A 24,592-nucleotide genomic window follows, 5' to 3' on the forward strand; every position below is an offset into this window, starting at 1 on the left:
CCAGTCAATCGCCACATTGACCATGCGTGAAAGATGGGAACCCACTAAACTGTATATAATCGGCTCTTCACCGTTCTTGGTGGAAAGTCATATCAAGCCCTCCAAAGTGAAATAAAATAGCTCGCTTAAAGCGTTCTTTATTTCTAAAACCCATCGAACGTATTTTTAGGCGCTGAATGTTTCCATTTATCGCTTCCGCTAAGCCATTTGATACCTTATAACGCATCGCATTGATGATGCCCTTTAAGTGCGTTTTCACGGTTTCTGCTGCTGTCATCATCGGTCTGATTTGACTGACCTTTATGAGTGCTAACCAATCATTCCAAGCCGCTTTGGCGTTAGCTGCATGGCCATACCAAATGGCTCTTGCTTGCTCTTTTAATATCCAGCTCAAGCCTGTGTTTTGCATCATCTTGGCCAGCGCACTCACTCTTTCTCTCAATGTCCCATGTAGGTGGCTGTTTCGTTTTAACCATCCATACCGTGTTTGGTGGCACTCTCTTTTTAAATGCTGGGGCAACGCCATGAGTTCGCTTTTTCTCACTTCATTCACCGCTTTAGTGAGCACCTTTGCGATATGAAAATGGTCTATGGCTATCATTTGCTTAGCCCGCTCACCGAAGTAGTCATATGCTGCGTTTATATATGCTCTGCTCATGTCCATCGATATGGAACGTGTAACCATTGTTGACTCAGGGGGCAATGCCTTAAAGCAAGCAGATAAGCTCATGCCTGTTCGACCGTCTTCAACCGATATCACCTGACCATCACGATTGGATAATACCGTGACATAGTCATGGCCTTTCTTAAATGCCGTTTCATCGACCAACAGGTCTTGGTAGTTGATGGTGGTTCTGGCTGCAAGACCACGTTGAACGGCCCGAGTCATCATCCGGTCGATGGCTCCCCAGCTAAGCCGATAGGTTTTACTCACCGCGTATAGGGAACTGACTTTAAGCATGTTTATAACGCGAGCCTCAAACAACTCTGTGTAGCGACTGTTACTTGTCGCCCAAGGCACTTTAAGTGTTTGTACCCCATGCTCTGGGCAATCAGCCCTAGGTACTTCAGCCTCAATGCGTGTTTCAAACTGACAGGTATCTAAATGTCGCCAAACCCGCCGCCGAGTATCGTGTCGACGAACAGCCTTACCGCAAGAGGGGCAAACCTCGGTCATAGTCAACGCGTACGGTGATGGTTTGGGTTGACTCATTGAGTTCAACAGATGAAACAGCCCAAGGATGAGTTAATCCAAGAATGGATTGATAAAGCGTCGTGTCTTGCATAGTCGCGAGGTATTCATGAACGTTTACTTATTATCTCGCTTATTAATGTTTGTTGAAAGTGTTTCCACTACATTCGGTGAAGAGCCATATAATCACAGTGCAAGGGTCGACATATGAGCCCACCATATCTCGCGTTTATCGAGGAACAAATGCGCTTAAAGCGCTTTAGAGAAACAACAATTCGAAGGGACTTAGCATGGATAAAGCGCTTTATTTTGTTCAACCCAAAACGCCATCCCAAAGACATGCACAACCGAGAAGTTGAGCGCTTTTTAAGTGAGCGAAACAAAGGGATCTCGCACCATTCAAACGCAACTGGGGCGTAGCGATATCCAAACCACCCAAATCTATACTCATGTATTGAATATGGGGGCCGATGGCGTCGCCAGCCCCTTAGAACTGTCGTGGTGCAAAAATTATATCTAAGTTAGATAGACCTATTTACAAATGATATTGCGCCCCTCACCTGCTAATTCAACTGTCCGCCCTGACAAAGCCGAGTTAACCACTGCCGCTGGCGCAACTTATGCGCCTGATTGAGCAAACCATCTTGGATTTTTTGCTTGGCTTGTGCAAAAGGCACCTGATGCTCGGCAACATGCTGCTTACACCAAACTAGGTGATAACCCATGTCCGACAAAATAGCAGGACTGAAGCTTTCTGCTGCCATATTAAACAGCACCATGTCTAACTCAGGTAGCAGCTGCCCCTGCTCGACCAAGCCTAAATAGCCACCGTTTACCGCTGTTGGGCATTCTGAATGTCGCTCTGCCAGCTGCTCAAAGTTGTCCGCATTGACTTGCTTAACCAGTTGAGAAATCCGCGCCTTCGCCTGAGCCGGAGTATTTTCTTTAAATTGGGGATTAATGGTGATCAGTAGATGATGAGCTTCACGCCGCTGCACCTGAGTAAACTTGGCAATGTTGTGTTGGTAGTAGTCTAAGGCTTGCTGCTCACTCACCGGTAAAATATCACGGCACACATAGGCTAATACCGCATCACTGGTCAGCTCCTGAGCCACCGCACTGCGTAAGCTTTGCTCACTGAGCTGATTGGCACTCAGGGCTTTGGCAAATTCAGCTGGCGAATCAAAGCTGTGTTCAACCAGCTCAATCGCCTTGTCCAATTGCTCTGGAGTGATATATACCTGGCTGGCCTCGGCAGAGCCAAGCACCTTTTGCTGAATGGTTTGGGTTTTGCTCACCACTCTAGCTAATTCTTTAGTTTGCGCAGCATCCAATTGATCCGGATTTAACTCAAACAGCGCTAAGCTAGTTTTCATCACGAGGTAAGCCTGAGTTTCTTCCGAGGCTGGCGCTAATAAACCTAATTCATCCAACATAGGCCAATTCCTCTAAAGGCATTAAGGCTCGCTCCGGTACTTCCACATCAATTTCGCCATACTGAATTCGGTAATGTGGCTGCATCTGCGGTTTTCGCCTTACCGCCAGTACATCAACAATACTACCTTTACTCGCAACCACTTCCCCCTGCTGCGACAAGGATAGTGTTAAAGCGGCCTTGTCCCCATATTCAAATTGATTAGGCTGCCATACCAGTTCAGCATCCATCAACTCAACTTCTTTACAGCCAATGGTTAAACCGCGGCTAAGAAATTGAACTTGATAAACAATTTGATTCTGTAAATGATATCCCGATTGACGAACGTAGCCAGTGGCACCACGTCGAACCAGCAGCGCACCTTTCTTACACCCTGGAAAACTACCGTCATTACGGATGTTCTCAATCACCCGAACCTTACATCCATAACCAAATTTTGCTGTATACATCGGCTTTACCTCTATAACTTCAACATCCTTTACAGGTACTACATGCTGGGGCGGCATGCGCCACCACCACACCTTTTTCCAACAAACAGTAGGCCTTGGCGACCGCTGCTTGATACTCTTGATAAGTCGTGGCTGGTTTTTTTTCCAACAACTGCCCTAATAAACGTAAATACACCACCCGCTTGGCTTGCAATAAAGCGGGTTGATAGCTCACCTCAAAACACTGTAAAAACGCTTCGGCGCCGTCTAAGGAGGCCACCAATTGTTCAATATCTTGCGTCTGGGCCGCTTGCTGCTTTGCTAATGCCACACTGTAACTCCACTCTGTTAGGCGCTAAGTTCCAAACTTAAGGGACTGAAGCTTTTAAGACTGTATTGATAAAAATCGACTAATTCTTGATTAGAAGGACTCCGCTTGTAGGTTTCCGCCCAATCACTCAAGATGGCTTTGAGCAAACCACACTGCTTCAAATCTACAGCGATCCCCAGCTCACGGTACACTGAGCGGATCGCCTTTGTGCCAGAGTGCTTACCCAATACCAAGTGATGTTTGCGCCCCAATAATTCGGGTGCAAAGCCCTGATAGTTATTCGGGTCTTTGAGTAGACCATCAACGTGGATCCCCGATTCATGGGTAAACACCTGTTGGCCAATAATGCTTTTATTCACTCCAATTGCGCGACCCGATGCCCGCTCCACCATGGCGCAAATCGCGGGCAAACTTGCTAATTGAATATCTGGAAGCTGGCACTTATCCACCAATTGAGTCACATTTAATGCCATAACCACTTCTTCTAAGGCCGCATTACCGGCACGTTCGCCTAAGCCAATCACTGTTGTATTAACCGAGTCAGCGCCCGCCCGAATTGCTGCCAAGCTATTGGCCGTGGCCATGCCCAAGTCATCATGGGCGTGCATTTCGATCTGCAAATCACAATGGCTTTTCAGCCCAGCGATCAAGGTTTCGGTAGTAAATGGATCTAACACTCCCAAAGTATCTGCAAAACGCAAACGCAAAGCTCCGCCCCGTTGCGCGGCATCAGCAATTCTATAGAGTTCATCGAGCGGCGTGCGCGAAGCATCTTCCATCCCAACACAAACCTGCAAACCCAGATCCTGTGCTTGCGCGATATGCCATTGCAAACGGTGTAGTAAGCTTGCCTGACTTATCGCCATTTTAGATTGGCGTTGCTGGGTCGACGCTGGCACCGAGATATCCAAATAATCCAGACCTAAATTGGCGGCGGCGGCAATGTCATCGCTATGTAAACGGCTCCAGCCCATCGTTTTAGTCTGGCTTAACTGGCCGGTAATGGTTTGAATCACTTCACGCTCGGCAGCGCCCATTGCGGGCACCCCCACTTCCAACTCACTCACTCCTGCTGCCTGTAACGCTTGCGCAATTTGTAGCTTCTCACTGGCACTAAAGGCAACGCCTGCCGTTTGTTCACCATCACGTAGCGTTGTATCGTTAATGATCAGCATGCTTACCTCCGTTATTCCACAATAAGCCTAAGTTAGCCATAAACTGGACTAAAACTTTCCTGCGCAGGTTGATCCGCTGCGGCATCCCAATAAGGAGAAAGCATCCGCAACTTGGCAATAATTCCCGGCAATACCGCTAATACCTGATCAATCATGGTATCGGTGGTAAAGCGCGATAATGAGAAGCGGATAGCCCCGTGTGCTGCCGTATAAGGAATGTCCATCGCTCGCATCACATGCGAAGGCTCTAGCGACCCCGAGGTACAGGCTGAACCTGAAGAGGCGGCGATACCATGTTGGTCTAGCATCAACAAAATCGACTCCCCCTCCACAAACTCAAAGGCGATATTGCTGGTATTGGGTACACGATGACGGGGATCTCCGGTCACAAAGCAATTTGGCACTTTCGCCAACAAACCTTGCTCGAGTCGGTCTCGTAACATACTAATTCGAGGTGAGTCTTGTTCAATCGAGAGCTGCGCTAACTCGCAAGCCTTACCCAGAGCAACAATACCACTGCTATTTTCGGTGCCAGCACGACGACCACGTTCTTGATGGCCTCCTCGCAACAAGGGTCTAAATTTTGCGCCGCGACGCAAATACAAAGCACCAACACCTTTAGGTGCATGAAACTTATGACCCGATAAAGACAATAAATCGATACCGCTATCGGCAACTTGGATCGGAAGTTTTCCGGCAACTTGAACCGCATCCGTATGAAACAATACATCGTGCTGCTTGGCTAATTCGGCCATCCCGCGGATTGGAAATAAACTACCCGTTTCATTGTTTGCCCACATAAAGCTCGCGATCGCGACATTGGGGCTTAGCGCCTTTTTATAGGCCTCCATATCTAAACGTCCCCGGGAATCAACTTCGATCCAATGAATTTTATAACCCTTACGTGCTAGGGTTTGGCACAGATCTAAAGTGGCGGGATGCTCGATCACCGAGGTGATAACTTCTTTACGCTGAGGAAAGGCTTCCAGTGCCGACATGATGGCGGTGGTGGTCGCCTCCGTGGCACAGGAAGTAAAAATAATTTCGCTGCTGTGACTGGCACCGATCATTGTCTGAACCTGAGTACGCGCCAATTCCAAGGCTTTGCCTACTTGCTCACCAAACTGATGGATCGACGATGGGTTCCCATAGTGTTCACTTAAGTAAGGCAGCATGGTTTCCAATACTTTAGGGTCAACTTGGGTGGTCGCATTATTATCTAGATAAGCTAATGGCTTTAATTCGCTCATATCTGTTCTCCCTTACACTAAGCTAGGCGCACCTGTTGGGTACACAGTAATGGTTTCACCTAGGGCTTCACTGATTTTTTGCTCAATCATGGCCAAGGTTGCCGCCGACAATCCACAGCCAGAACAAGCACCGCTGAGTGACAAAAACACCATATCGTCTTCCACATCCGAAAGCTGCACATTGCCACCATCGGCTTGCAACTGTGGACGAATTTCGTCTAGAGTCTGCTCAATGATGCGGATCCTTGCCACAATGGTACTGGCGGCAACAACTGGCTTCACCACCTTGCTAGTTTCTTGCAAGGGCTCACCCAAACATTCTTCCAGTACCCATTCAATTTTTTCATGACAAGCAGCACAGGCCCCACCCGCCTTGGTGTAATTGATCACCTCTTCCAAGCTTGATAATTGGTTTTGTGCAACAACTCGCTTAATCATTGCGTCGTCAATGGCGAAACACTTACAAATCAGCTCACCTTCTTCATGTTCTTCGGCGATCTCTTCACCACGATACTGCGCTACTGCAGCATGTAGGGCTTCCATGCCCATCACCGAACAATGCATCTTTTCTGGCGGTAAACCATCTAAGTAATCGGCAATATCTTTATTAGAAATCTGCAGCGCTTGGTCGATGGTGCGACCAATGATCATTTCAGTTAATGCCGAAGATGATGCGATAGCACTGCCGCAGCCAAAGGTTTGAAAACCGGCATCTTCGATCACGTCAGTATCTGGATCCACTTTCAAACTCAGGCGCAAAGCATCACCGCAAGAGATTGAGCCGACATCACCAATCGCATTGGCTTGTTCTACGGCTTTGGCGTTTTTAGGTGTAAAGAAGTGTTCCTTTACCTTTTCTGAATAGTTCCACATACGCTACCCCACGATGATTATTGTTGAATAAAGGCAATGACCAAACGGTAAAACAATCATGACGCCTTCACTCAGTGTCGATAAGCCATTGGGAACCTAAAACACAGCATTTCTTGCTGAAAGGGTCAAGGTCTTACACGAGTTGGTCATTGCCTACAGAGATTGTTGCAAGCAAGATACCCAAACGGACACAATAACTAACCTATTGTTTTTTATGAATTTGTTATTTGAACAGCAACTTTTCACCCTGTGAGCTACATCACATTAAGTCACTAATGTTAGTTTTGCGACATCGAATTGTCGGCTTTAACTGAAGTACTATGGGTAGGATAAATGGATAAGCGTTGACGTAATTGTGAAACCACATTGTGTGCTAAGAAACGACTAATCAACAGGCCCAAGCCAAACCCCAATAGGCTGGCGAGCCCTGTGCCAATGTTTTGCAGATCGCTGGTAGCATCACTTAAGTACAGTTGCACAGTAATGGCTAACAATAACATCCCGATTAAAGGGGGGATGAACAGCACGATAATCGCCTTCAATAAAAAGCCATCGTCACAATTCACCGCCACTTGTTGGCCAACTTCTAAAGGTTCGGTCAGCTTAAATTCTGCACGATGCATCACGCCTGAATCAGATTCGAAGCTAACACAAGTTTGTTGTTTGGCGCAGGCGCTGCAGGCACTTTGGCGTTGCCCCTGCAACTGTACAGAATTCTGATGAATACTCACCACTTGCATCTTCAACTGCGCCATTGCTCGCTCCTATTACTTAAGCCAAACTACTCGCCGAGGTATGGGTATGACAATTTTTGGGACAAACCTTGGCACAGGATCCACAGCCAATGCAGTCACCTTGATTATCCAATGCCATCACCATCACCACATCATCGTCATAATCATCGTAGGCGTCATCGTCTTCATCGATTTCCCGCTCCACTAAGTCAAACACATCCCGAGGACATACTTTGTAACAACGACCACAACCAATACAGACGGCTTGATCAAGATCGGTCACAAACTGTGGCTCCCAGGGCGTTCCCTCGCGGGTGAGTCCCATATGTTTACTTTCACTCATTGCTATTTCCTTTGTTAACTTAAAACACAAATGTTGGCTTACCAGGGTTCATCGAGTAGCTCGTTGAGACGTTGCTGCTGTTGCTCTGCGCAGTCATCCGTGGCACGCATCCACGGTAGTGGATGCTCAACAAACTGTTGATGCAATTCTTCCAGCAGAGCACTCAGGGGCTCGCCAGCATCCGCCATAATCCCCAAGATCCCGGCCTGCTTCAGTTGCTGCATCGCCCCTCTCCCACAGGCAGTACTAAACACTGCAGCACAGCCCTTTAAGGCGTTTACTCGTTGTTGCAGCCGTTTACTGTCGTGCCCCGGCAGGCTTGGTTCAAACTGCAAAGCCTCGATCAGTTGAATATGTTGTTCACCAAAGCCATACACCAAGAAGGTATGAGCGCTGCCAAAATGCTGGTCTAAGTTCTGTTTACTGTCGCTGGCGAAGGCGACCTTAAAGCAGTGTTCACGCTGCTGAGCATCTTCGATCACCCGCAGTTTGCGTTGTATTTGTGGCATATCGGCCTCACTGTGATTTGGTCTGTGTTTGCTCGGGGCCAAAACGGTAAGCACTCACATGGACCGGTACTTCATCTTGATGGTGACTTTTGAATAAGTTCGCCATCGCAAACAACCTTGCCCTTGCCCCTTCGTAACCCAGCTGCAATACATCACTATTGCCAAATTGATCATGACAGGGATAGCCAGCGCGCAATACCGGCACCTGCGGCTCACATAAATTGGCACAATGGGTATTGCCCACCACCATCTCAAACACGGCTAAATCGGGTTCAAGATCAGATAAGTCGCCAACCACAATACGCTCAGCCTTGAGTCGTTTCAGAGCTGGGCTATTCATCGTGGTAACCACCAGTTTTAGTTCCGCGCCCACTTCAGACAATAAATTAGCGTAACCCTCGGCCGCATCTGGCTCCAACGCCAACGCCATCGGGCTGGCCGATAACAAAAAGTGAGTATCGAGCATTGCATCTTGCAGTCGTTGACGCTGGCGAGCGATCCAGCCGGGAACGGCTTGCTTAGAAAGCTGTGATAAAATCAGCACCAGTTGGTCGGTCGCCGCCAAACCCATCGCCATGCCTAAAGGGTAACTGGGGATCTGACATTGCTTCTCTAATAAGCCTGCGGCAGCGTTCATCGATGTGCCAAACACAAGGCTGGCAACACTAGACTGCATCCGAGTTAATTGCTCAATAGTGGTGCCGCCGGTGGAGGTCACCGAAAAATCGTCCGCTGCTAAATGGCCGTCGAGGGAATGCGCGATATTGGGTAAAATGATCGGCTCAAAACCAAAGGCATGGCAATAACGCTCTAGCAGTTCCAGGTCGGCGCTAGTTAGTGCCACCGAACAAAATACATTCAATTGCTTACTTTGCGTTACTGGTAACTCGGACTTGTTGCTCGCCGCAGCCAGTACCTGCTCGACGCAGGACTCAAGCGCTGCGGCAAAACCGCTCTGCATCGAACCGACAAAGTCGGGGGTACTCACGGGCACAATGTAAATATGCTGATATTGAGGATATGTGGCTCGAAATTCCCGGATCACCCGTGTCACATCGCAGCCCTGCATCTCGGTTAGCCCAGTGGTCATAATCATCAGCAAGCGTGGTTGATGTTGTTCGCATAGCAACAACAGTGCTTGTGCCAGGTTATCATCCCCACCCATCACCGCTGCGATATGGTCAATGGCGGTATTTTGTAGCGGAATAGGCTCTCTAAAATGTTGAATTAAATATACTTTGGCAAAGGCACCGCAGCCCTGCGAACCATGCATCAAGGGAATGCTGTCGGCCAGCCCCATACAGGCCAAAGTCGCCCCCGTTGCAGCACTGGTTTTCAGTGGCTGCTCCACTAAAGGACTTCGATTTTGTTCGATCACTCTGCTCATATTAGCTCTCCTACTGGCAATCGTGATGGGATTGATTTGCCCAAGGTGGTGCATCATTGACTAACTGCCATATCGGGCTCTCCAGGGTACGGCAAAGCTCTTTGGCAAAGGTCAACATCCCTTGATAACCGGCATAGGCATGTTCGCGTTCTTGGTTGATATCTAAAAACGGAAGTCGCGCCTTTAACGCGGTATACATGTTACGGCCACCAGCAATCATCAAATCGGCTTGCTGTTGCTGTGCCACATCGAGCAGCTTACGCGCGCCGCCCTCGTCAAGCATTAAGGCTTGCTCCCCCATAATGTCGACAATTCGCGCCTTATCTTCGGCTGTGGATTTTTTAGTCCCAGTCGCCACCACCTCAACGCCAAGCTCTTGCAGCGCCGAAACAATCGACCACGATTTTACCCCGCCGGTATACAGCAGCGCCTTCTTGCCCTTTAAGCGTTGCTGATAAGGGGCCAGTTGTTGGCGGATCCTCGATTCTTGCTCGGCAATTAAAGCTTCCGTTTCCGCCAGTAAGCGAGGTTCATTAATGAGTTGGGCAAATTGACGCAACGCCGCCGAGGTATCTTCTACCCCATAAAAGCTTCCCTCAAACCACGGGATATTCCATTGCTCTTGCAACAAGCGGGCGACATTAATTTGCGCCCGCGAACACACCACCATCGCGGCCTCGGCGCGGTGCATGGTTTGTATTTCGTGGTAACGCGTATCTCCCGACATACAGCTAAGCACGCGATAACCCAAACGCTCTAACAATGGAGATACATGCCAAAATTCACCAGCAATGTTGTATTCGCCAATCAGCACAATATCATTCACTAGACGACTCGGGTCGTGCTGCATCATCGGTTTGGCTGGCGGCTCGGCGCTGCCAACGACCTGTTTCACCATCACCTCGCCGGCAATTCGATTGCCTAAGTTTTTACTGCCATAAAAACCTGCAGCATCCACCGCCACCACCGGGATCTGCCAGCGTTGTTGCGCCAAACTGCAAATTGCGCCCACATCGTTACCTTCCAAGGCTGGCACACAAGTCACATATACAAACACTGCGGGAGGCTGATGTTTTTCCACCACGGTTTTAATCGCGTGCAATAGCCGCTTTTCGGCCCGCCCCATGATCACGTCTTGTTCATTCAGATCGGTGGTAAAGCCCAAACGAAACAAGTTACGACCCGAGGCGCGGGTACCGCGATTATTCCAACTATTTCCGGCACACGCGATGGGACCGTGCACAATATGGGCGACATCGGCGATGGGCAGCAAACTAATTTGTGCTCCATCAAAACTACAACCACCCGCAGTGGCGCCTGGGGTAGGTCGAGCACAGCCACTTTTCTCACCGCTATTATGTTCGCAAGCGGGCTCGTCTAATAATTCAGCTATATCACTACGCTTCATGGCGACCTCTCATTACATTGGTTTTACTTCTGTCAGACGATACTCAGAGTGACTAAAACATCTCACATCAAGCACAATGCAACTTACAAACCAAAGTTAAAACATTGATAAATAAGTGTTTTAGATTGTAGTAAAACCGACAAAACAGCGAAGGAAGAGACAATGTGATGATGAACAAACGAATCATTTGGCTACGCAATGAGCCCCCACAAACATCAAGATAAAGCCTTAGGCAGAGGTATCGGCATCAACGCAGGGCATTATTCGTCGAAGCATGCTTGCATTATTTGCAGCAATGAACTGCAACTAACCGGTATTGTCATGCATTATTTGCAGTGCAATACTGTTATTCCTTGCTTAAACAGATGATTTGGAGATAAGACCGATGGTGACAACAAAAATTGGGACATCGACTTCATTCACGTCACAACATGCAGATGAAATAGCGGCACTGATTAGCCTGGCTCACCATCATTCATTTGCCCAGGCAGGAAAAGCCTTACGACGTCATCCCAGCATTATTTCCAAACGAATTGCAGCCATGGAGACTCGTTTAGGGATCCGCCTGGTGGAACGCTCAACTCGCCAGCTACGGTTAAGCCAAGCTGCATTAGAACTGGTTGAACAACTCAAATCTGCGCTTGATATCATTAGCACCGCCGAACAAAGAGCGCTGTGCGGTGCCGCTGAGGTTGCAGGCCGATTACGCTTAGCACTCCCCGCAGAAATGGGGCGACGTTGTATCGCGCCACTATTGCCTGAATTTATCAAGATGTACCCGAAGATCAGCCTCACGGCAGATTACAGCAATCGTTTTGTCGATATTATAAGCGAGGGTTATGATGCTGCTATCCGGGTTGGCGAACTTAAGGACAGCCGACTGGTCGCCAATAAACTCGCACCCCACCGTCGCATTCTCTGCGCCAGTCCAGACTACCTCCAGCAATTTGGAGAGCCACAGCATCCGCGAGAGCTTACTCAGCACAACTGTCTGCAATTTAGTGGCTTTAAAAGTTATCCCGAATGGCGACTGTTTCAGGGTAAACAATCAGAAAAAATAGTGGTTTCTGGAAATTTAATATCTAACGATAACGACACCCTTCTGGCAGCAGCCAAATCTGATCTCGGGATACTCTGCGCCGGAGAATGGTTGTTCCAACAAGCGATTGCTGAAGGCCAACTCATCCATATTCTTAAAGATTGGATATTGGATGGCGAAGGCGGCGTTTATTTTGTCAGAACCTCAGCTAAGTATACTCCAGCATCAGTCCAGGTCTTCAAACAATGGATTAGCGCCAAGGCAAGCTCGGGGCTGCTATAAGCGTTTCAAACACCGTCCTGCTTATTTAAAATATTGAGGATCTAACTATGTTTCATGGCATTTTACTGTCCATCGCTTCGTCGTGCTTGTTTGCCGCTATTTATTACTATTCGACACTGCTCACGCCGCTTAATGGCGTAGAGGTGTTTGGCTGGAGAATGGCGCTTACCCTCCCCTTTGTTTCGTTATTCATGTTGATGAGTAAAGATTTGCCACTAATCAAATCTGTATTTACGGCACTATTACAAAGACCAAGCCTGATCTTTGGGCTCATACTCAGCAGTTTTCTAATTGGTATTCAGCAATGGCTATTTATGTGGGCACCTTTAAACGGCCAGGCTTTAGAAGTTTCCATTGGATACTTTTTACTCCCGCTTAGCATGCTGTTGGTTGACCGATTTATTTATCATGAACGCCTTTCTTGCTTACAGTGGCTGGCTGCGCTATGTGCGCTGTTAGGAGTCTCTCACGAAATCTATTTATTCGGGGGATTTCCCTGGGAAGCGGCATTAGTCGCCTTGGGTTTTCCTTGCTATTTTATTTTGAGACGCAAGCTAGGCACTAATCACCTCGGTGGATTTTGGCTTGATTTACTACTGATGTTACCAGTGGCTGGGTTTATTATTACTCACCACTGTGCAACCATTACGCTTCCAAGTCATACGGTGCTTTATCTGCTGTTAATTGGGCTGGCAATTTTGAGTGCAACGTCATTTATGTTCTACATTATTGCCAGTCGTTTGTTACCTTTGAGTTTATTTGGTTTATTAGGCTACGTAGAGCCAGTATTACTGGTTGCGATATCACTGTATCTCGGTGAGCAGATCCGCCAAGAGCAATGGTTAACATATATCCCAATATGGCTGGCGGTAGGATTGCTTACCTGCAACGGCATCCTCAAAATTTATCATGGGAAGCAACAGAGATGTTTAAACTAAACGCCAGCCCAGTATTCAGCTTTCAAGCAAGACTGCGAGAAAGCTAAGGTCACTTAGTCTGCGCAGAGAGCCTCTCGACAAGCGCTAAGTATTTGCTGGTAAAACACTGCAACAATGAATCTCCCAACAAAGATATGCGCAACGAAGCAAGCGATACTTTAAAAGAACCACGGTGTTTTACTTAAGCGCCTAATAAAACAAGCCCCTGCTGATAATCGTTTTTGTGCTCATCATGTGGAACTTTCTGACCACCTGTCGCCCAAATAATATGCGTCGCCTGAGACAGTTTGTCTGTCAGTTGTTCCGCCTCAAGATAAGCTTTGCCCTCGGTAAGCAAACGAGTCACACCGGCAATGCCCGCTGTCGCAGAAGGTTCCAGCGAGATATGTTCGCTATCCTCAAACATCGTCAAATAACGATATAAGTTTTCATCGGAGACGGTCACAATACCACTAAGCAAATGCATCATCATCGAGCCAACAAATGCCGATGGCCGGCCCACGGCTAAACCGTCGGCACAGGTTTGGTTATTTAAGCCAATATCCTGCACCGCGATCTTATTCTGCAAACCCGTTGCCATACCTAATAACATGCACGGTGAATGGGTCGGCTCGACAAAAAAACAATGTACATAATCACCAAAAACCTGCTTCAGCCCAAAGGTAATGCCGCCAGGTGCACCGCCTACGCCACAGGGCAAATAAACCAAGAGCGGATGCGCTGCGTCGACAGTAATATCCTGCTCGGCAAGCTGCGCCTTCAAACGCAATGCTGCCACGCTGTAGCCTAGAAATAGCGATCGTGAATCTTCATCATCAATAAAATAGGCCTGCGCATCAGCCATCGCTTGTTCACGCCCTTGCGCCACCGCAATACTGTAGTCGCTCTGATGTTCAACAACCTGAACACCTTTACTTTTCAATAAATTTTTCTTCCACTCGCGTGCATCGGCAGACATATGCACGATGACCTGAAAACCCAGCTGCGCGCCCATCATGCCGATGCTTAAACCGAGGTTCCCAGTGGAGCCCACCACTATTTTATGTTTGGCAAATAGCTGTTTAAATGGAGCGTCGTTAAAAACTCGATAATTATCCCCCGTCCTTAACAAGCCATTGGCTAGCGCCAACGTTTCAGCGTGCAGTAATACTTCATAAAAACCACCACGCGCCTTAATTGAGCCAGCCACTGGCAGTTGGTGGTCACATTTCAACCATAAACGCCCAGGGATCTCGAAGCCATGCCATTGTTCAAGCGCTGCTTGCATCTTAGGAATGGCTTTCAACTGGGATTCAATAATCCCTTTGGTTACCGTTGTTTCTGCAAAGACCTTCGCCAGATAAGGCGCAAAACAAGACAAGCGCTGCGACGCATCAAGTAAATCGCTCCAGTTTAAGGCGAGCTCTGCTTGGCTCTGCTGAAACAAAACTTTGTTGGAATTTAGCCAGATAATCTCTTGCTTTGACTGGAGTATGGGCACCACAGCATTCGATAGATAATCCGCCATAAAATTTAACTCCACACGAGTGCCCCGCTATTTTTTAACTCAAGCTCTTGCTCATCACAAAACAAACAAGTATTCGAATAATTACGCCATGAAAAGATTCAAAAAGATAGCCAAAACAGCAGAATATAGAAACATACTTACACTCTGCGCAAACAAAAGTGGTTTGCTAAAAGCAACTGCTCCACTTTGTTTTGGTTTTTAGCAAAAAAACTGAGTCTTCTAGACGAAGTCAACTAGCAAGTGTATACGATGCATATTTAGCCGCTAACTTCGAGTGCATCTCCGACGAGCTTGTGGAATTAATGACCATAAAGTAAGCAAGGTTACGTTCTGTTGACGCAATAACAGCCATTCCCCATGATGACCGCGAGTGCTTTCACTCTGCCGCTTTCGATACCAAATTATTGTCATATCAATGGCATGAATCAGCTGAAAGCGGCAAGAATTGGAGTTAAACTCGGTGATTTATCCAATCGCACTAAAAAATTTATCCATTTGGACAAGGGATTTCTGTCATGAACACTATCGCTTTTATTCACAACATCGCTGCCGAAGAAGAAAAACAGTGGCTACTTAAATTCGAAACGCTGTTACCCAATGAAAGCATTGTATTAGCCACAGATTTAAGCGATGAACAAGCCCAGCTTGTCGAAATAGCCATCGTTGCCAACCCAAATGTCGATCAACTAAAGCGCTTTCCTCACTTAATCTGGGTGCAAAGTTTGTGGGCAGGTGTTGAAGCGCTAGTTAGCGGCTTTCGAAGCTTCAATCACGAAAAAGAAACACATCAAACTCAATTGGTAAGGCTCATCGACCCGTTTCTTGCCGACACCATGGCCGAAGCCGTATTAACTTGGAGTTTGTATTTATATCGCAATATTCCAGACTACATAGCTCAACAAAGACAAGGGATTTGGCGCCCAATCCCCAGCCCTTCAGTGAATACCGTACAAGTATCCATCTTAGGAGCGGGTAAACTTGCAAGCGCTTCGATGAAATCCCTGGTTCATCAAGGTTTTACGGTAAATAGTTGGAGCCGAAGTCACAAACAGATTGCCCATGTAACCCACTATTCGGGAGATGACGGTTTAGCTGCTATTCTTCAAAAAACCCAGATATTGGTCTGCCTCCTCCCTCTCACCGATCAAACCCATCATTTACTCAACCAACAAACCTTAAGCCTTTTGCCGAAAGGCGCCAAACTGATAAACTTCGCAAGGGGTGGCATTATTAACCACCAAGATTTATTAGCAATGTTAGATTCCGGTCACTTATCACACGCCGTCTTAGATGTGTTTGAACAAGAACCTCTAGAAGTAAACAGTCCTTTTTGGTATCACCCCAAAATATCGGTATTACCGCATATATCCGCCACAACCAATATAGACACCGCCTCTCAAATTGTCGCGAACAATATCCACACCTATAGAAAAGACGGCCTTATTCCAGAATCAGTTGATTTGATAAGAGGATACTAGCTGTCGTTGATTTTGCTCAAATACAGCAAATATTATCAAAGATACGGCATTTCCAATGGCCTCTTATCGCTGTTAGGGCAAGTAACTAGTTAAAAGTTTCGTCGGTGAATCTTGGCCAACAATTCAGAAATTGAAAAATTTTAAAGTACTACAATTAAGCTTTTATTCATTATTATTACGTAATATTATTTCAGATTTTTTAGTATTGGCCGATATGAAGAACTTATAATATCTGACCGCTAAGTCAAAAATGTAAGGCCGCTTTACGTGCTGTTTTAGGTCAAAATGATTTCAACACAAATCTTTACTCGAGACGATGAACTCTCACGGAGTGGCTCTCGTGAGTCTATCTATTTGAATGAATATGGAAATAATAATGTTTGTGGCATGCTGTGTTATCCCTCGTTCCTTCATCTCCAAGTGGCCCGATGTCTACTCTCGTGTTGTCCTCACCAACATATCGATTGGTGAAGGATAATTTTATTTATGTTAGATATTCGTATAGCTTGGCTTATTTGTTTTGCCATTCTCTCTACCTTTAGTTTCACCAGTCATGCTACGGCACTCAAGTTGGCTGATTATTATACCGATGTATGGACCTCGGTTGATGGACTGCCGCATAACAGTATTAATGCGATTACTCAAACCGACGATGGCTATTTGTGGTTTGCCACTTGGGAGGGTGTGGCTCGTTACGATGGCTTACATTTTACCTTATTTGGTAGAGGTGAAACGACAGGCATGAAAGATTCCGGCACGCGCACCCTGGTCGCGGATAGCAACAATAGTCTTTGGCTTGCGGGTGCCAGAGGCAGCATGGCGCTGCGCAAAGGTTACCAATGGTCAAATCAAGCCAATGCCGCCAGCTTAGTGAATCATGCACTGGTGGATCAGCATAAGAATCTATGGATAGCGGTTGAAGGTCTGGGGGTTTATTATCGAGCGCGAGGCAAAGATGGAAACTACTTACCGGATGTTCATATACTCTCTGGATTTAGTGCCTATCACTTGGCCCAGTCTAGTTCTGGCGACATTTTTGCGGCTACCGATAATGGACTCTATCGAGTCACACCAAAAAGCTACCATAAACTCGAGTTGCCCTTATTAGGCGATCGAACTCGGGTTTATTCTCTCGCTTTCGATCATCAAGACCGGCTGCTGTTGGCTTCGAATCATGGACCTTGGCGCTATGATGGCCAACAATTTACTCGACTGAATAACACCTTAGATCATGTAATTACCACCGCAATTATCGAAGACCGTGAGGGTAATATTTGGTTTGGAACCTCCACTCAAGGCGTAGGGCGGATTGCAAATCATCAGCTTGAATTTAAAAATGCCAACAGCGGCTTACCACATAATCGAGTGATCTCGCTATTTGAAGATCAAGAAGGCAGTATTTGGGTTGGCACCAATGGCGGCCTGATACGATTTAGGAATGCGGCATTTCAATCATTCACGGAACAAGATGGGCTGATCGGCAATTACGTTCGAACGGTATTGCCAATTAATTCAAAGCAAGTGCTAGTTGGAACCAGTCAGGGCTTAAGCCTACTCGAAGATGGTCAGGCCATGGCGGCCACGCAAGACCCCGTTTCTCGGCAAGGCATATTAAGCCTTGCTAAGAATCATCAGGGGGGAGCTTATGTTGGTACCTACAGAAATGGAGTTTATCAATGGCAAAACCATCAGCTACAGCAGCTTTGGAATGAGGATTCAGGACTGCCACATAATGAAGTCCGCGCCTTACTCAAAGATAGCCATAACAACCTATGGATTGGCACCCCCAATGGCTTAGTCAAAGTAAAACCGCAAGGCGAAATGCAGTATTTCACCAAGCAAAATTCTAATTTACCCGATAATTATATTCTAGCCATCGCTGAAGATGAATTTGGCAAAATTTGGGTTGGTACTGGAGTTGGCTTAGCATTTATTCGAGACGATAAGGTAACAAATGTTCCAATTCACAACTTGGAGCAAGCGCAATATGCTTTCGGCTTTTACCTTGAGCCTGGTTATGTATGGATAGCAAGCGACCGCGGGATCATTCGCTACCAGCAACACACCCAACAAATGGGTCTGGTTGGCCGCCCAGCAGGGCTTCCCATTGATAAGTTTTTTCAAATCGTGAACGACCAACAGGGCAGCCTGTGGCTTTCGAGTAATCGAGGGCTATGGAAAATCAGCTATCAGCAGGCTCATCTAGTCGCGAGCGGTCAGCAAAAACAAATTAATTTTGAGCTATACAGTGAAATAGACGGCATGGAGAGTAGCCAAGCCAATGGTGGTTCCAATCCTGCGGCGGCAATCACTGAACAAGGCCAGCTACTCTTCGCCTCGGCCAAGGGTTTAATAAGTATCCAACCGCAAGATTTAGCGATATTCTCTGCTCACCCGCTACCGGTGACGATAGATTCGGTTCAATTTGACAGTCAATCCATCTCCCCCGATACCCAATCAATAGCCCCCGCCGGGACCAACTTAGTTCGTTTTAATTATTCGGGTTTAGGCTACGTCATGCCCAAGCGTTTGCAGTTCAGAACCAAACTGGAAGGATTTGACCATGATTGGTCATACCGTGGCACCCAACGGGTGGCAGAATTCACCAATCTTCCGCCAGGAAGCTATCGCTTTCTGGTCAGCGCTCGTTACCCCTATGGGGAATGGAGTAACAGCAGCTTCATCTATCAATTTGAAATTGAACCTTTCTTTTGGCAACGCAGAGCAGTTCAGGTCTTATTTGCCCTGCTACTGCTGTTGGTGACTGGTGGTATTGTCTATTTCCGGATTTATTTACTCAAACGCCGCGAGGAACGCTTGACTGAGCAAGTGGAAATGCAGGTCAAGACATTGCGACAACAATCCGCACAATTCGAGCGTTTATCGAACGAAGATGCATTAACCCAACTCCCTAACCGACGTGCCTTCGATGCCAATTTAAGCGCCCAATTCAACCTGCGTCGCCAGCAACAACAGCCCATTAGCCTGGTGGTACTCGACATCGATCATTTTAAATCGATTAACGACAACTACTCCCACTTGGTGGGCGATAAAGTAATTCAAGCATTAGCCACCATCTTAGTCGATTATGTAGGTGATAAAGACAAAGTCGCGCGCTGGGGCGGTGAAGAATTTACCCTTCTTTATTTGGGCGACCAGCAACAGGCAAGAGATTATTTTCAAGCGCTATTACTGCAGATTCAGGCGATGACCTTAGATGCGCTGAAAGGTAAACGCAATATTACCGTGAGCATGGGAATTTGTGATAGTAATCATTGTGATGATTACAGCTCGCTGCTGAAACTAGCGGATCACGCTTTGTATCAAGCCAAACACAAGGGGCGTAACCGTATCGAAATTTATAATAACAACCACAGTGAAAATTCTTATTGAATCAGTCACAGATAGTTTGCAAACCGCCGCCATGTATAAATCAGCGAATTCACATTAACCTTGAATGCCTCTGAATTACCGGGTGATGACTGAAACCCGTCAGCTTGGTTTGGTTATCAAATGTTCAGCAGTACCTGCTTAATATCAATCTAATTGATTATATGATCAATTTATTGCGCAGAATTAATCGACCGATAACCAGGCATGAAGCGCAGTCACTGGTGGCTCTCATGACAAGATACATCATGCAGTGAGCGGTGATCTAGGCCTGTAAGTGACCAGCTGTGTTCTCAGGCTGTTACTCACCAAACTCTAGAACCTGAAACTTGAAGCAGCGCATCTTCTCAATCGGACTATTGGACGGCCATCCACCTTTGTGTTTTAACTGTTGAATGAAGTCCTTGGGCTTTGGCTGCTGTTGCCACACTTGCGGTAAAAACACCGCTCGTTTGTTGCCTTGCGCCAAAATAAGGCCATCCTGATTGGGGCGAAGTCGCGCGATTAATGCGGCTTCATTCAACTGAGAGGGAAGCGCTTGGCTTGGGCTTAAAATAGAGATACTAATATGAATGAGTGGCAACTCTTGTGGGTTCAGAGCTGCAAACCTGCGATCTTCAAAAGCGGCCTGATAAGCGTGTAAGGCAACATCCTGAACCAGCGCTTGATAAGCTTCTAATGTACCAATGCAACCTCGGAGTTGCGCATTTTTGTGCAAAGTCACAAAGCTTGCCGCCGGCGCCTGAAGGATTGTGGGATATTGCTCAGGCTCGGCTTGCCAGCGCTGCTGCTCACTCAGATAGTGCTCAATCGCATATCGGGCAACTTTCAGTAGCGCTTGTTGATGCTCGCGCTTAATGCTCGAAAAACGCAATACTGGCATAACCCACCACCCTTTGATGATCCTTCGTTACATCCCCTGAATTGCCTTTCGCCACTAATTTTGCTTGCAGCTGATGCTGCCTGGCCGCTGCTAGAAATCCATTAATAACCTGGTAACCACAGGCTTGTTCCCCCTGCAAACCGCCCTGCCCTGAGATGATATTTTTAAGAGTAGCCTCATCGCTCAAACGGGCATCTCGGTAAGATAAAAAGTGGCTTAAATCGCTGCTGATCACCAGCAAGGTTTGTGGATCTGAACAAAACACCTCAAATAGGGCCGCCAGTTGCGCCGGTGCGACATTCCCCACCACTAATGGCACAATGGCAAACTGCGCTAAACAAAGTTGCAAAAAAGGCAGCTGTACTTCAATCGCATGTTCCAGACGATGCGCTTCATCAAAGTAGTGAACAAAATCGAACTGAGTTAATTCAGATAAGCACTGTTGCTCAACTGGCAAGCTTCCCAAGGGTGTTTCAAACTGTTCCGCCGACGAAATGGCCACCCCAGCCAATGGAACCCGATGATTCGGGCCGGCGATAAGCACTCGGCGAAACGCTGGTTGGTGATTGACTAAATATCGGTAAGCGGCGGCGGCAATTTGTCCCGAATATTGGTAACCAGCGTGGGGAACCAACAACGCCTTCAGCCGAGCCGACTCTGAATGTGTCGCTAACAACCAGGGGCTAAGCTGTTGTTTGATATGCTCAGCACCAGCGGGATAAAACTGTCCAGCCACGGCTGCGGGTCGACTTTTCATCGCTCAATTCCGTTTATTTCAACTAAAGTTAAGTATAGTTCAGTCCGTTACGGTGAAGCGCTTATGGCAAGTCAATATAGTCCTCCTGAGTACTTTCCCACTCAGCATTGGCAGCAATTAGACGACGGCCGAATACAATGCGATATTTGCCCCCGCCATTGCCAACTGCGCCAAGGAAAACGTGGCGTCTGCTACATTCGAATGAATCATCAGCAGCAAATTGTGCTGACCTCTTATGGTCGCTCCAGTGGCTTTTGTATCGATCCGATTGAGAAGAAACCCTTAAATCACTTTTATCCCGGCTCTGCGGTGCTATCTTTTGGCACCGCTGGCTGTAACTTGGGCTGCAAGTTTTGTCAAAATTGGGATATCAGTAAATCACGCCAAATGGATACCCTCGCCGACTCCGCCATGCCAGACGCTCTGGCCCAGCTGGCACAAAAATATGGCTGTAGCGGCATTGCTTTCACCTACAACGATCCGGTGATTTTTCTAGAATATGCCGTAGATGTGGCGCAGGCCGCAAAAGCCCTTGGTTTGCAATCCATCGCGGTTTCCGCTGGTTATATTTGTGCTGAGCCAAGAGCTGAATTGTTTACTCACATGGATGCTGCAAACATCGATTTAAAAGCTTTTCGCGAACCCTTTTACCGAAAAGTATGCAGTGGCCACCTGACGGATGTATTGGATACGCTGCTGTACCTTAAACATGAAAGCCATGTGTGGTTTGAGCTAAGCACCTTACTGATCCCCGGAGAGAATGACTCCAATCAAGAGCTACAACAAATGTGCGCCTGGATAGCTGAGCACTTGGGCGCTGATGTCCCGATCCATTTCACCGCCTTTCATCCTGACTTTAAGATGCGAAATAAAACCCAAACCCCCATCGCCACCCTGTTAAGAGCGAGAGAAATAGCCCTTAACCATGGACTTCACTACGCCTATGTGGGAAATGTCTACGACCCGTCCCACGAAAGCACCTATTGTCCCGGCTGCGGCAACCTATTATTGGAAAGAAATTGCTATCAACTGGGAAAATACCGGCTCAACTCGCAAGGCCTCTGCCCCGATTGTGGCACAACTATCGCGGGGGTCTGGACGGAGCACTGTGGCAGCTTTGGCCGCCGTCGGATCCCGCTGCGGCTGGGAAACTAGACGGAATACCATTTAACAAAGGTGCCTAACCTCCTGTTTCCCACCTGGCTTGCCCAAGCCTGAGCGAAAGCGCCGAGATAGTTTAAAGGCTCAATTCGGCACGCATAAACCTGAGCGCCTTTTATCTCAGCATGCAATAACATTCAAGTATCAGTGCTATTGCTGCAGCCTTATCGGCCCATCCCTGGTTTGGCTAAGGTCCAGTAGTGGATGGGCTGCCATGGCATCGGCTGAGTTGCGCTCAGTTTTAAGCGACTATCTCCAGGCTCAGTAAACACCACCGCGGTCATCACAAACTCCCCATCATTAATAAAAATTTCAATGGAAGACTGATCGACCAATATTTGCAGTTTTACATCCTGTTGGTTGACCATGTCCAGCTCGCGAATTTTTTCGCCGTCGGTAGGCAGAGCCCCGCTCCTATCCAGTACAATTTTCTGCCGCAGGCCATCTAAGCTAAAACGACAGTAGCTCTGCTCGTCGCTCATAAAGTGCAAATCAACAGCGCCCTCCATCAGCCAGCTCAAATTCATTTGCAGTTCATAACTTCGGCCTTTGGGGAGTGTTATCTGCTGTTCAGCGGCCACGCTTAACTCAAAATCTTGATAAGCGCTGCGTAAGGCCTGTAATTCGCGGGCAGGACGTTGATAAAGTTTACCATCTTCAAAACTCAGTTCCCGAATACAAGTCAGTTGATGTAACCAGCCCTGCGCCTTTGTCGGGTGTTGATTCTCATCGGGAAGCCCCATCCATGCCACTAATAAGGCGCGACCATCGGGGCTTTTTCCCGTTTGCATCGCATAAAAATCGAAACCATAATCAAGTCTTGAGAAGCCATCTAAATGCAGTTCATCTTGCGGATCCAGACTGGCCTTCAGATAACCATTATGATGGTCGATTTGATAGTGGGGACTGTTAGAGACGATGCCTTGTGGGCAAATAATCGCTATCAGCTGCCCGTCAACTTCAATCAAGTCAGGGCATTCCCACATATAACCAAAATCACCGAGCTCGTCACCAAATATCCCGGCAAACTCCCAATGATGCAGATCGGCTGAACGATAGCTCGCTAGACGCCCTAAACCAGAGGTCAACTGAGCCCCAACAAACATCAACCAATGATCGCCATTACGTACAATTTTAGGATCACGACAATGAGCGGTTACCTGAGGCGGTAAGTCTTCAATAACTGGCCCCTGTTTGCGAAAGTTGAAACCATCTGTTGAAGTCGCTAGGCATTGATAAGTCATTCGTTGTCGCTGCTCACCAATCCGCACATTACCAGTATAAAAAAGCATCAATTGTTCGTCATGCACAATGCAATGACCTGAATATACGCCATGGCTATCAAACCAATCACTGGGCATCAGAGCAATCGGATGCTCTATCCAATTCACTAAATCGGTACTAGTTACATGTGCCCAAGCAATGCGCTTATCCTCACAATCAGGGCTGAGCACATAAAACAAGTGGTAAGCCCCTTGAAAATAAACAAAAGCATTCGGATCACCGAGAAAGCCTTGCTCGGCAGAAATATGCCAAGTTGGCCGATACGGTGAAGAAACAGACGCCGCTTTTTCTTGAAGCTGTTTTCGCAAATTTGTATCCACTATACTACCGAGTATTTGCCATTGCTGAGTTGATAAGGGAGGCGCGGGTTGCCAAACGATTTGTTCTTGTGGTGCATTAAAAGTAAGTGGGAGCGAAGAAACCATCCTTAACTCTGGATCAACTAACTCCGCAATTAACAAGTTATGAACTTTTTGGATCCGTTGTAGATTATCTTTGCCACCACAAGCAACGATCAGAGGCTCAAGCATGTCCATCTCACAACCTTATTATAAAAACATATTATTAAGCTTAACTTTATAACAAATCAGGGAAGCCTGTCTGTAACTGTATATTTATTTATCGCAATATTGATACACCCGCGACACTTAAGCTTAAGTGTTAATTTTACCGACCTTGCCTAGTGATGATTCAAATAGGTCACGCAATGTTGGCGGATAGCTCTAAAGCCGTCAGTCACTTGAGAGCAAGCATCGTGGTATTCAACAAGACCGGGCAAAAACCAACTTTACTTGCTGACAGAAGTCAC

At 47.2% G+C, this 24,592-nt stretch carries 22 protein-coding genes and 1 pseudogene; 7 read left to right on the forward strand and 16 right to left on the reverse strand.

The genetic code is table 11. The annotated features are described in order from the left end of the window. Positions 1-67: 67 nt before the first annotated feature. Positions 68-1,286: pseudogene (locus tag ACRRSY_RS12400) on the reverse strand (ISL3 family transposase). 149 nt (positions 1,287-1,435) lie between these two features. Between ACRRSY_RS12400 and ACRRSY_RS12405 the strand changes: the two are divergent. Further along, positions 1,436-1,612 (forward strand): phage integrase N-terminal SAM-like domain-containing protein, encoded by a 177-nt coding sequence (locus tag ACRRSY_RS12405; RefSeq protein ID WP_432464719.1) that lies wholly within the window; start codon positions 1,436-1,438, stop codon positions 1,610-1,612. Next, positions 1,563-1,712 (forward strand): hypothetical protein, encoded by a 150-nt coding sequence (locus ACRRSY_RS12410; RefSeq protein ID WP_432464734.1) that lies wholly within the window; start codon positions 1,563-1,565, stop codon positions 1,710-1,712. The genes ACRRSY_RS12405 and ACRRSY_RS12410 overlap by 50 nt, the downstream gene beginning before the upstream one ends. Before the next feature lie 43 nt (positions 1,713-1,755). Here ACRRSY_RS12410 and ACRRSY_RS12415 read toward each other — a convergent pair whose 3' ends face one another. The 11 genes from ACRRSY_RS12415 to nifE all read right to left on the reverse strand — a co-directional run bounded on the left by ACRRSY_RS12415 (position 1,756) and on the right by nifE (position 11,065). Next, complete coding sequence (locus tag ACRRSY_RS12415) at positions 1,756-2,628, reverse strand: peptidylprolyl isomerase (protein WP_432463303.1); 873 nt, start codon at positions 2,626-2,628, stop codon at positions 1,756-1,758. After that, a complete protein-coding gene (locus tag ACRRSY_RS12420; protein ID WP_432452905.1) occupies positions 2,618-3,076 on the reverse strand; it encodes a nitrogen fixation protein NifZ in 459 nt (152 codons plus the stop codon). Before ACRRSY_RS12420 ends, ACRRSY_RS12415 begins: the two co-directional genes overlap by 11 nt. A gap of 19 nt (positions 3,077-3,095) precedes the next feature. Beyond that, entirely contained in the window at positions 3,096-3,386 is a 291-nt protein-coding gene (locus ACRRSY_RS12425) for a nitrogenase-stabilizing/protective protein NifW (RefSeq protein ID WP_432452904.1), read from the reverse strand. Between the two features lie 17 nt (positions 3,387-3,403). After that, positions 3,404-4,561, reverse strand: coding sequence for a homocitrate synthase (gene nifV / locus ACRRSY_RS12430; protein WP_432463304.1), 1,158 nt, complete (start codon positions 4,559-4,561; stop codon positions 3,404-3,406). Positions 4,562-4,593: 32 nt separating this feature from the next. Continuing rightward, positions 4,594-5,811 (reverse strand): cysteine desulfurase NifS, encoded by a 1,218-nt coding sequence (gene nifS, locus ACRRSY_RS12435; RefSeq protein ID WP_432463305.1) that lies wholly within the window; start codon positions 5,809-5,811, stop codon positions 4,594-4,596. Between the two features lie 12 nt (positions 5,812-5,823). Beyond that, a complete protein-coding gene (nifU, locus tag ACRRSY_RS12440; RefSeq protein ID WP_432463306.1) occupies positions 5,824-6,684 on the reverse strand; it encodes a Fe-S cluster assembly protein NifU in 861 nt (286 codons plus the stop codon). A 278-nt stretch (positions 6,685-6,962) separates the two neighbouring features. Then, a complete protein-coding gene (locus tag ACRRSY_RS12445; RefSeq protein ID WP_432463307.1) occupies positions 6,963-7,439 on the reverse strand; it encodes a SoxR reducing system RseC family protein in 477 nt (158 codons plus the stop codon). A 16-nt stretch (positions 7,440-7,455) separates the two neighbouring features. Next, positions 7,456-7,761 carry a ferredoxin III, nif-specific gene (fdxB, locus tag ACRRSY_RS12450; RefSeq protein ID WP_432452899.1) on the reverse strand — a complete coding sequence of 102 codons (306 nt, stop codon included), beginning with the start codon at positions 7,759-7,761 and terminating at the stop codon, positions 7,456-7,458. 38 nt (positions 7,762-7,799) lie between these two features. Beyond that, positions 7,800-8,270 carry a NifB/NifX family molybdenum-iron cluster-binding protein gene (locus ACRRSY_RS12455; RefSeq protein WP_432463308.1) on the reverse strand — a complete coding sequence of 157 codons (471 nt, stop codon included), beginning with the start codon at positions 8,268-8,270 and terminating at the stop codon, positions 7,800-7,802. Positions 8,271-8,277: 7 nt separating this feature from the next. Then, positions 8,278-9,657: a nitrogenase iron-molybdenum cofactor biosynthesis protein NifN gene (gene nifN, locus ACRRSY_RS12460; RefSeq protein WP_432463309.1), complete on the reverse strand. Its 1,380-nt coding sequence runs from the start codon at positions 9,655-9,657 to the stop codon at positions 8,278-8,280. A 10-nt stretch (positions 9,658-9,667) separates the two neighbouring features. Beyond that, the gene (gene nifE / locus ACRRSY_RS12465; RefSeq protein WP_432463310.1) at positions 9,668-11,065 is read right to left on the reverse strand and encodes a nitrogenase iron-molybdenum cofactor biosynthesis protein NifE; all 1,398 of its coding nucleotides are present in this window, start codon (positions 11,063-11,065) and stop codon (positions 9,668-9,670) included. A 385-nt stretch (positions 11,066-11,450) separates the two neighbouring features. Between nifE and ACRRSY_RS12470 the strand changes: the two genes are divergently transcribed. Next, positions 11,451-12,386: a LysR family transcriptional regulator gene (locus tag ACRRSY_RS12470; RefSeq protein ID WP_432459503.1), complete on the forward strand. Its 936-nt coding sequence runs from the start codon at positions 11,451-11,453 to the stop codon at positions 12,384-12,386. Positions 12,387-12,433: 47 nt separating this feature from the next. Continuing rightward, a complete protein-coding gene (rarD, locus tag ACRRSY_RS12475) occupies positions 12,434-13,324 on the forward strand; it encodes an EamA family transporter RarD (RefSeq protein WP_432463311.1) in 891 nt (296 codons plus the stop codon). A 181-nt stretch (positions 13,325-13,505) separates the two neighbouring features. Here the strand turns inward: rarD and ACRRSY_RS12480 are convergent, their stop codons facing one another. Next, a complete protein-coding gene (locus tag ACRRSY_RS12480) occupies positions 13,506-14,831 on the reverse strand; it encodes a D-serine ammonia-lyase (protein ID WP_432463312.1) in 1,326 nt (441 codons plus the stop codon). Positions 14,832-15,346: 515 nt separating this feature from the next. Here ACRRSY_RS12480 and ACRRSY_RS12485 point away from each other — a divergent pair. After that, complete coding sequence (locus ACRRSY_RS12485; protein ID WP_432463313.1) at positions 15,347-16,309, forward strand: 2-hydroxyacid dehydrogenase; 963 nt, start codon at positions 15,347-15,349, stop codon at positions 16,307-16,309. 486 nt (positions 16,310-16,795) lie between these two features. Further along, positions 16,796-19,702, forward strand: a complete 2,907-nt coding sequence (locus ACRRSY_RS12490) for a two-component regulator propeller domain-containing protein (protein ID WP_432463315.1) — start codon at positions 16,796-16,798, stop codon at positions 19,700-19,702. A gap of 298 nt (positions 19,703-20,000) precedes the next feature. Here the strand turns inward: ACRRSY_RS12490 and amrA are convergent, their stop codons facing one another. Together amrA and amrB are read right to left on the reverse strand one after the other, a co-directional pair. Continuing rightward, on the reverse strand, positions 20,001-20,582 hold the full coding sequence (amrA, locus tag ACRRSY_RS12495; protein WP_432463316.1) for an AmmeMemoRadiSam system protein A: 582 nt from the start codon (positions 20,580-20,582) through the stop codon (positions 20,001-20,003). Beyond that, positions 20,554-21,339 carry an AmmeMemoRadiSam system protein B gene (gene amrB, locus ACRRSY_RS12500; RefSeq protein WP_432463317.1) on the reverse strand — a complete coding sequence of 262 codons (786 nt, stop codon included), beginning with the start codon at positions 21,337-21,339 and terminating at the stop codon, positions 20,554-20,556. Before amrB ends, amrA begins: the two co-directional genes overlap by 29 nt. Before the next feature lie 63 nt (positions 21,340-21,402). On the opposite strand from amrB, the gene amrS reads away from it, so the two are divergent. After that, on the forward strand, positions 21,403-22,494 hold the full coding sequence (amrS, locus tag ACRRSY_RS12505) for an AmmeMemoRadiSam system radical SAM enzyme (protein ID WP_432459509.1): 1,092 nt from the start codon (positions 21,403-21,405) through the stop codon (positions 22,492-22,494). 170 nt (positions 22,495-22,664) lie between these two features. Here amrS and ACRRSY_RS12510 read toward each other — a convergent pair whose 3' ends face one another. After that, entirely contained in the window at positions 22,665-24,314 is a 1,650-nt protein-coding gene (locus ACRRSY_RS12510; protein WP_432463318.1) for a glycoside hydrolase family 32 protein, read from the reverse strand. Between the last annotated feature and the right edge of the window lie 278 nt (positions 24,315-24,592).

The sequence above is a fragment of the Agarivorans sp. QJM3NY_33 genome, assembly GCF_050870865.2.
Taxonomy (GTDB): Bacteria; Pseudomonadota; Gammaproteobacteria; order Enterobacterales; family Celerinatantimonadaceae; genus Agarivorans.

Bases quoted from the DNA above. Each gene is read 5' to 3' on its own strand.
- rarD (WP_432463311.1), top strand. From the start codon at position 12,434: ATGTTTCATGGCATTTTACTGTCCATCGCTTCGTCGTGCTTGTTTGCC.
- nifE (WP_432463310.1), bottom strand. From the start codon at position 11,065: ATGAAGCGTAGTGATATAGCTGAATTATTAGACGAGCCCGCTTGCGAA.
- amrS (WP_432459509.1), top strand. From the start codon at position 21,403: ATGGCAAGTCAATATAGTCCTCCTGAGTACTTTCCCACTCAGCATTGG.
- ACRRSY_RS12415 (WP_432463303.1), bottom strand. From the start codon at position 2,628: ATGTTGGATGAATTAGGTTTATTAGCGCCAGCCTCGGAAGAAACTCAG.
- ACRRSY_RS12405 (WP_432464719.1), top strand. From the start codon at position 1,436: ATGCGCTTAAAGCGCTTTAGAGAAACAACAATTCGAAGGGACTTAGCA.
- ACRRSY_RS12420 (WP_432452905.1), bottom strand. From the start codon at position 3,076: ATGTATACAGCAAAATTTGGTTATGGATGTAAGGTTCGGGTGATTGAG.
- nifS (WP_432463305.1), bottom strand. From the start codon at position 5,811: ATGAGCGAATTAAAGCCATTAGCTTATCTAGATAATAATGCGACCACC.
- nifU (WP_432463306.1), bottom strand. From the start codon at position 6,684: ATGTGGAACTATTCAGAAAAGGTAAAGGAACACTTCTTTACACCTAAA.
- ACRRSY_RS12480 (WP_432463312.1), bottom strand. From the start codon at position 14,831: ATGGCGGATTATCTATCGAATGCTGTGGTGCCCATACTCCAGTCAAAG.
- ACRRSY_RS12470 (WP_432459503.1), top strand. From the start codon at position 11,451: ATGGTGACAACAAAAATTGGGACATCGACTTCATTCACGTCACAACAT.
- ACRRSY_RS12485 (WP_432463313.1), top strand. From the start codon at position 15,347: ATGAACACTATCGCTTTTATTCACAACATCGCTGCCGAAGAAGAAAAA.
- amrA (WP_432463316.1), bottom strand. From the start codon at position 20,582: ATGCCAGTATTGCGTTTTTCGAGCATTAAGCGCGAGCATCAACAAGCG.
- nifN (WP_432463309.1), bottom strand. From the start codon at position 9,657: ATGAGCAGAGTGATCGAACAAAATCGAAGTCCTTTAGTGGAGCAGCCA.
- ACRRSY_RS12490 (WP_432463315.1), top strand. From the start codon at position 16,796: ATGTTAGATATTCGTATAGCTTGGCTTATTTGTTTTGCCATTCTCTCT.
- ACRRSY_RS12445 (WP_432463307.1), bottom strand. From the start codon at position 7,439: ATGGCGCAGTTGAAGATGCAAGTGGTGAGTATTCATCAGAATTCTGTA.
- nifV (WP_432463304.1), bottom strand. From the start codon at position 4,561: ATGCTGATCATTAACGATACAACGCTACGTGATGGTGAACAAACGGCA.
- fdxB (WP_432452899.1), bottom strand. From the start codon at position 7,761: ATGAGTGAAAGTAAACATATGGGACTCACCCGCGAGGGAACGCCCTGG.
- ACRRSY_RS12455 (WP_432463308.1), bottom strand. From the start codon at position 8,270: ATGCCACAAATACAACGCAAACTGCGGGTGATCGAAGATGCTCAGCAG.
- ACRRSY_RS12510 (WP_432463318.1), bottom strand. From the start codon at position 24,314: ATGCTTGAGCCTCTGATCGTTGCTTGTGGTGGCAAAGATAATCTACAA.
- amrB (WP_432463317.1), bottom strand. From the start codon at position 21,339: ATGAAAAGTCGACCCGCAGCCGTGGCTGGACAGTTTTATCCCGCTGGT.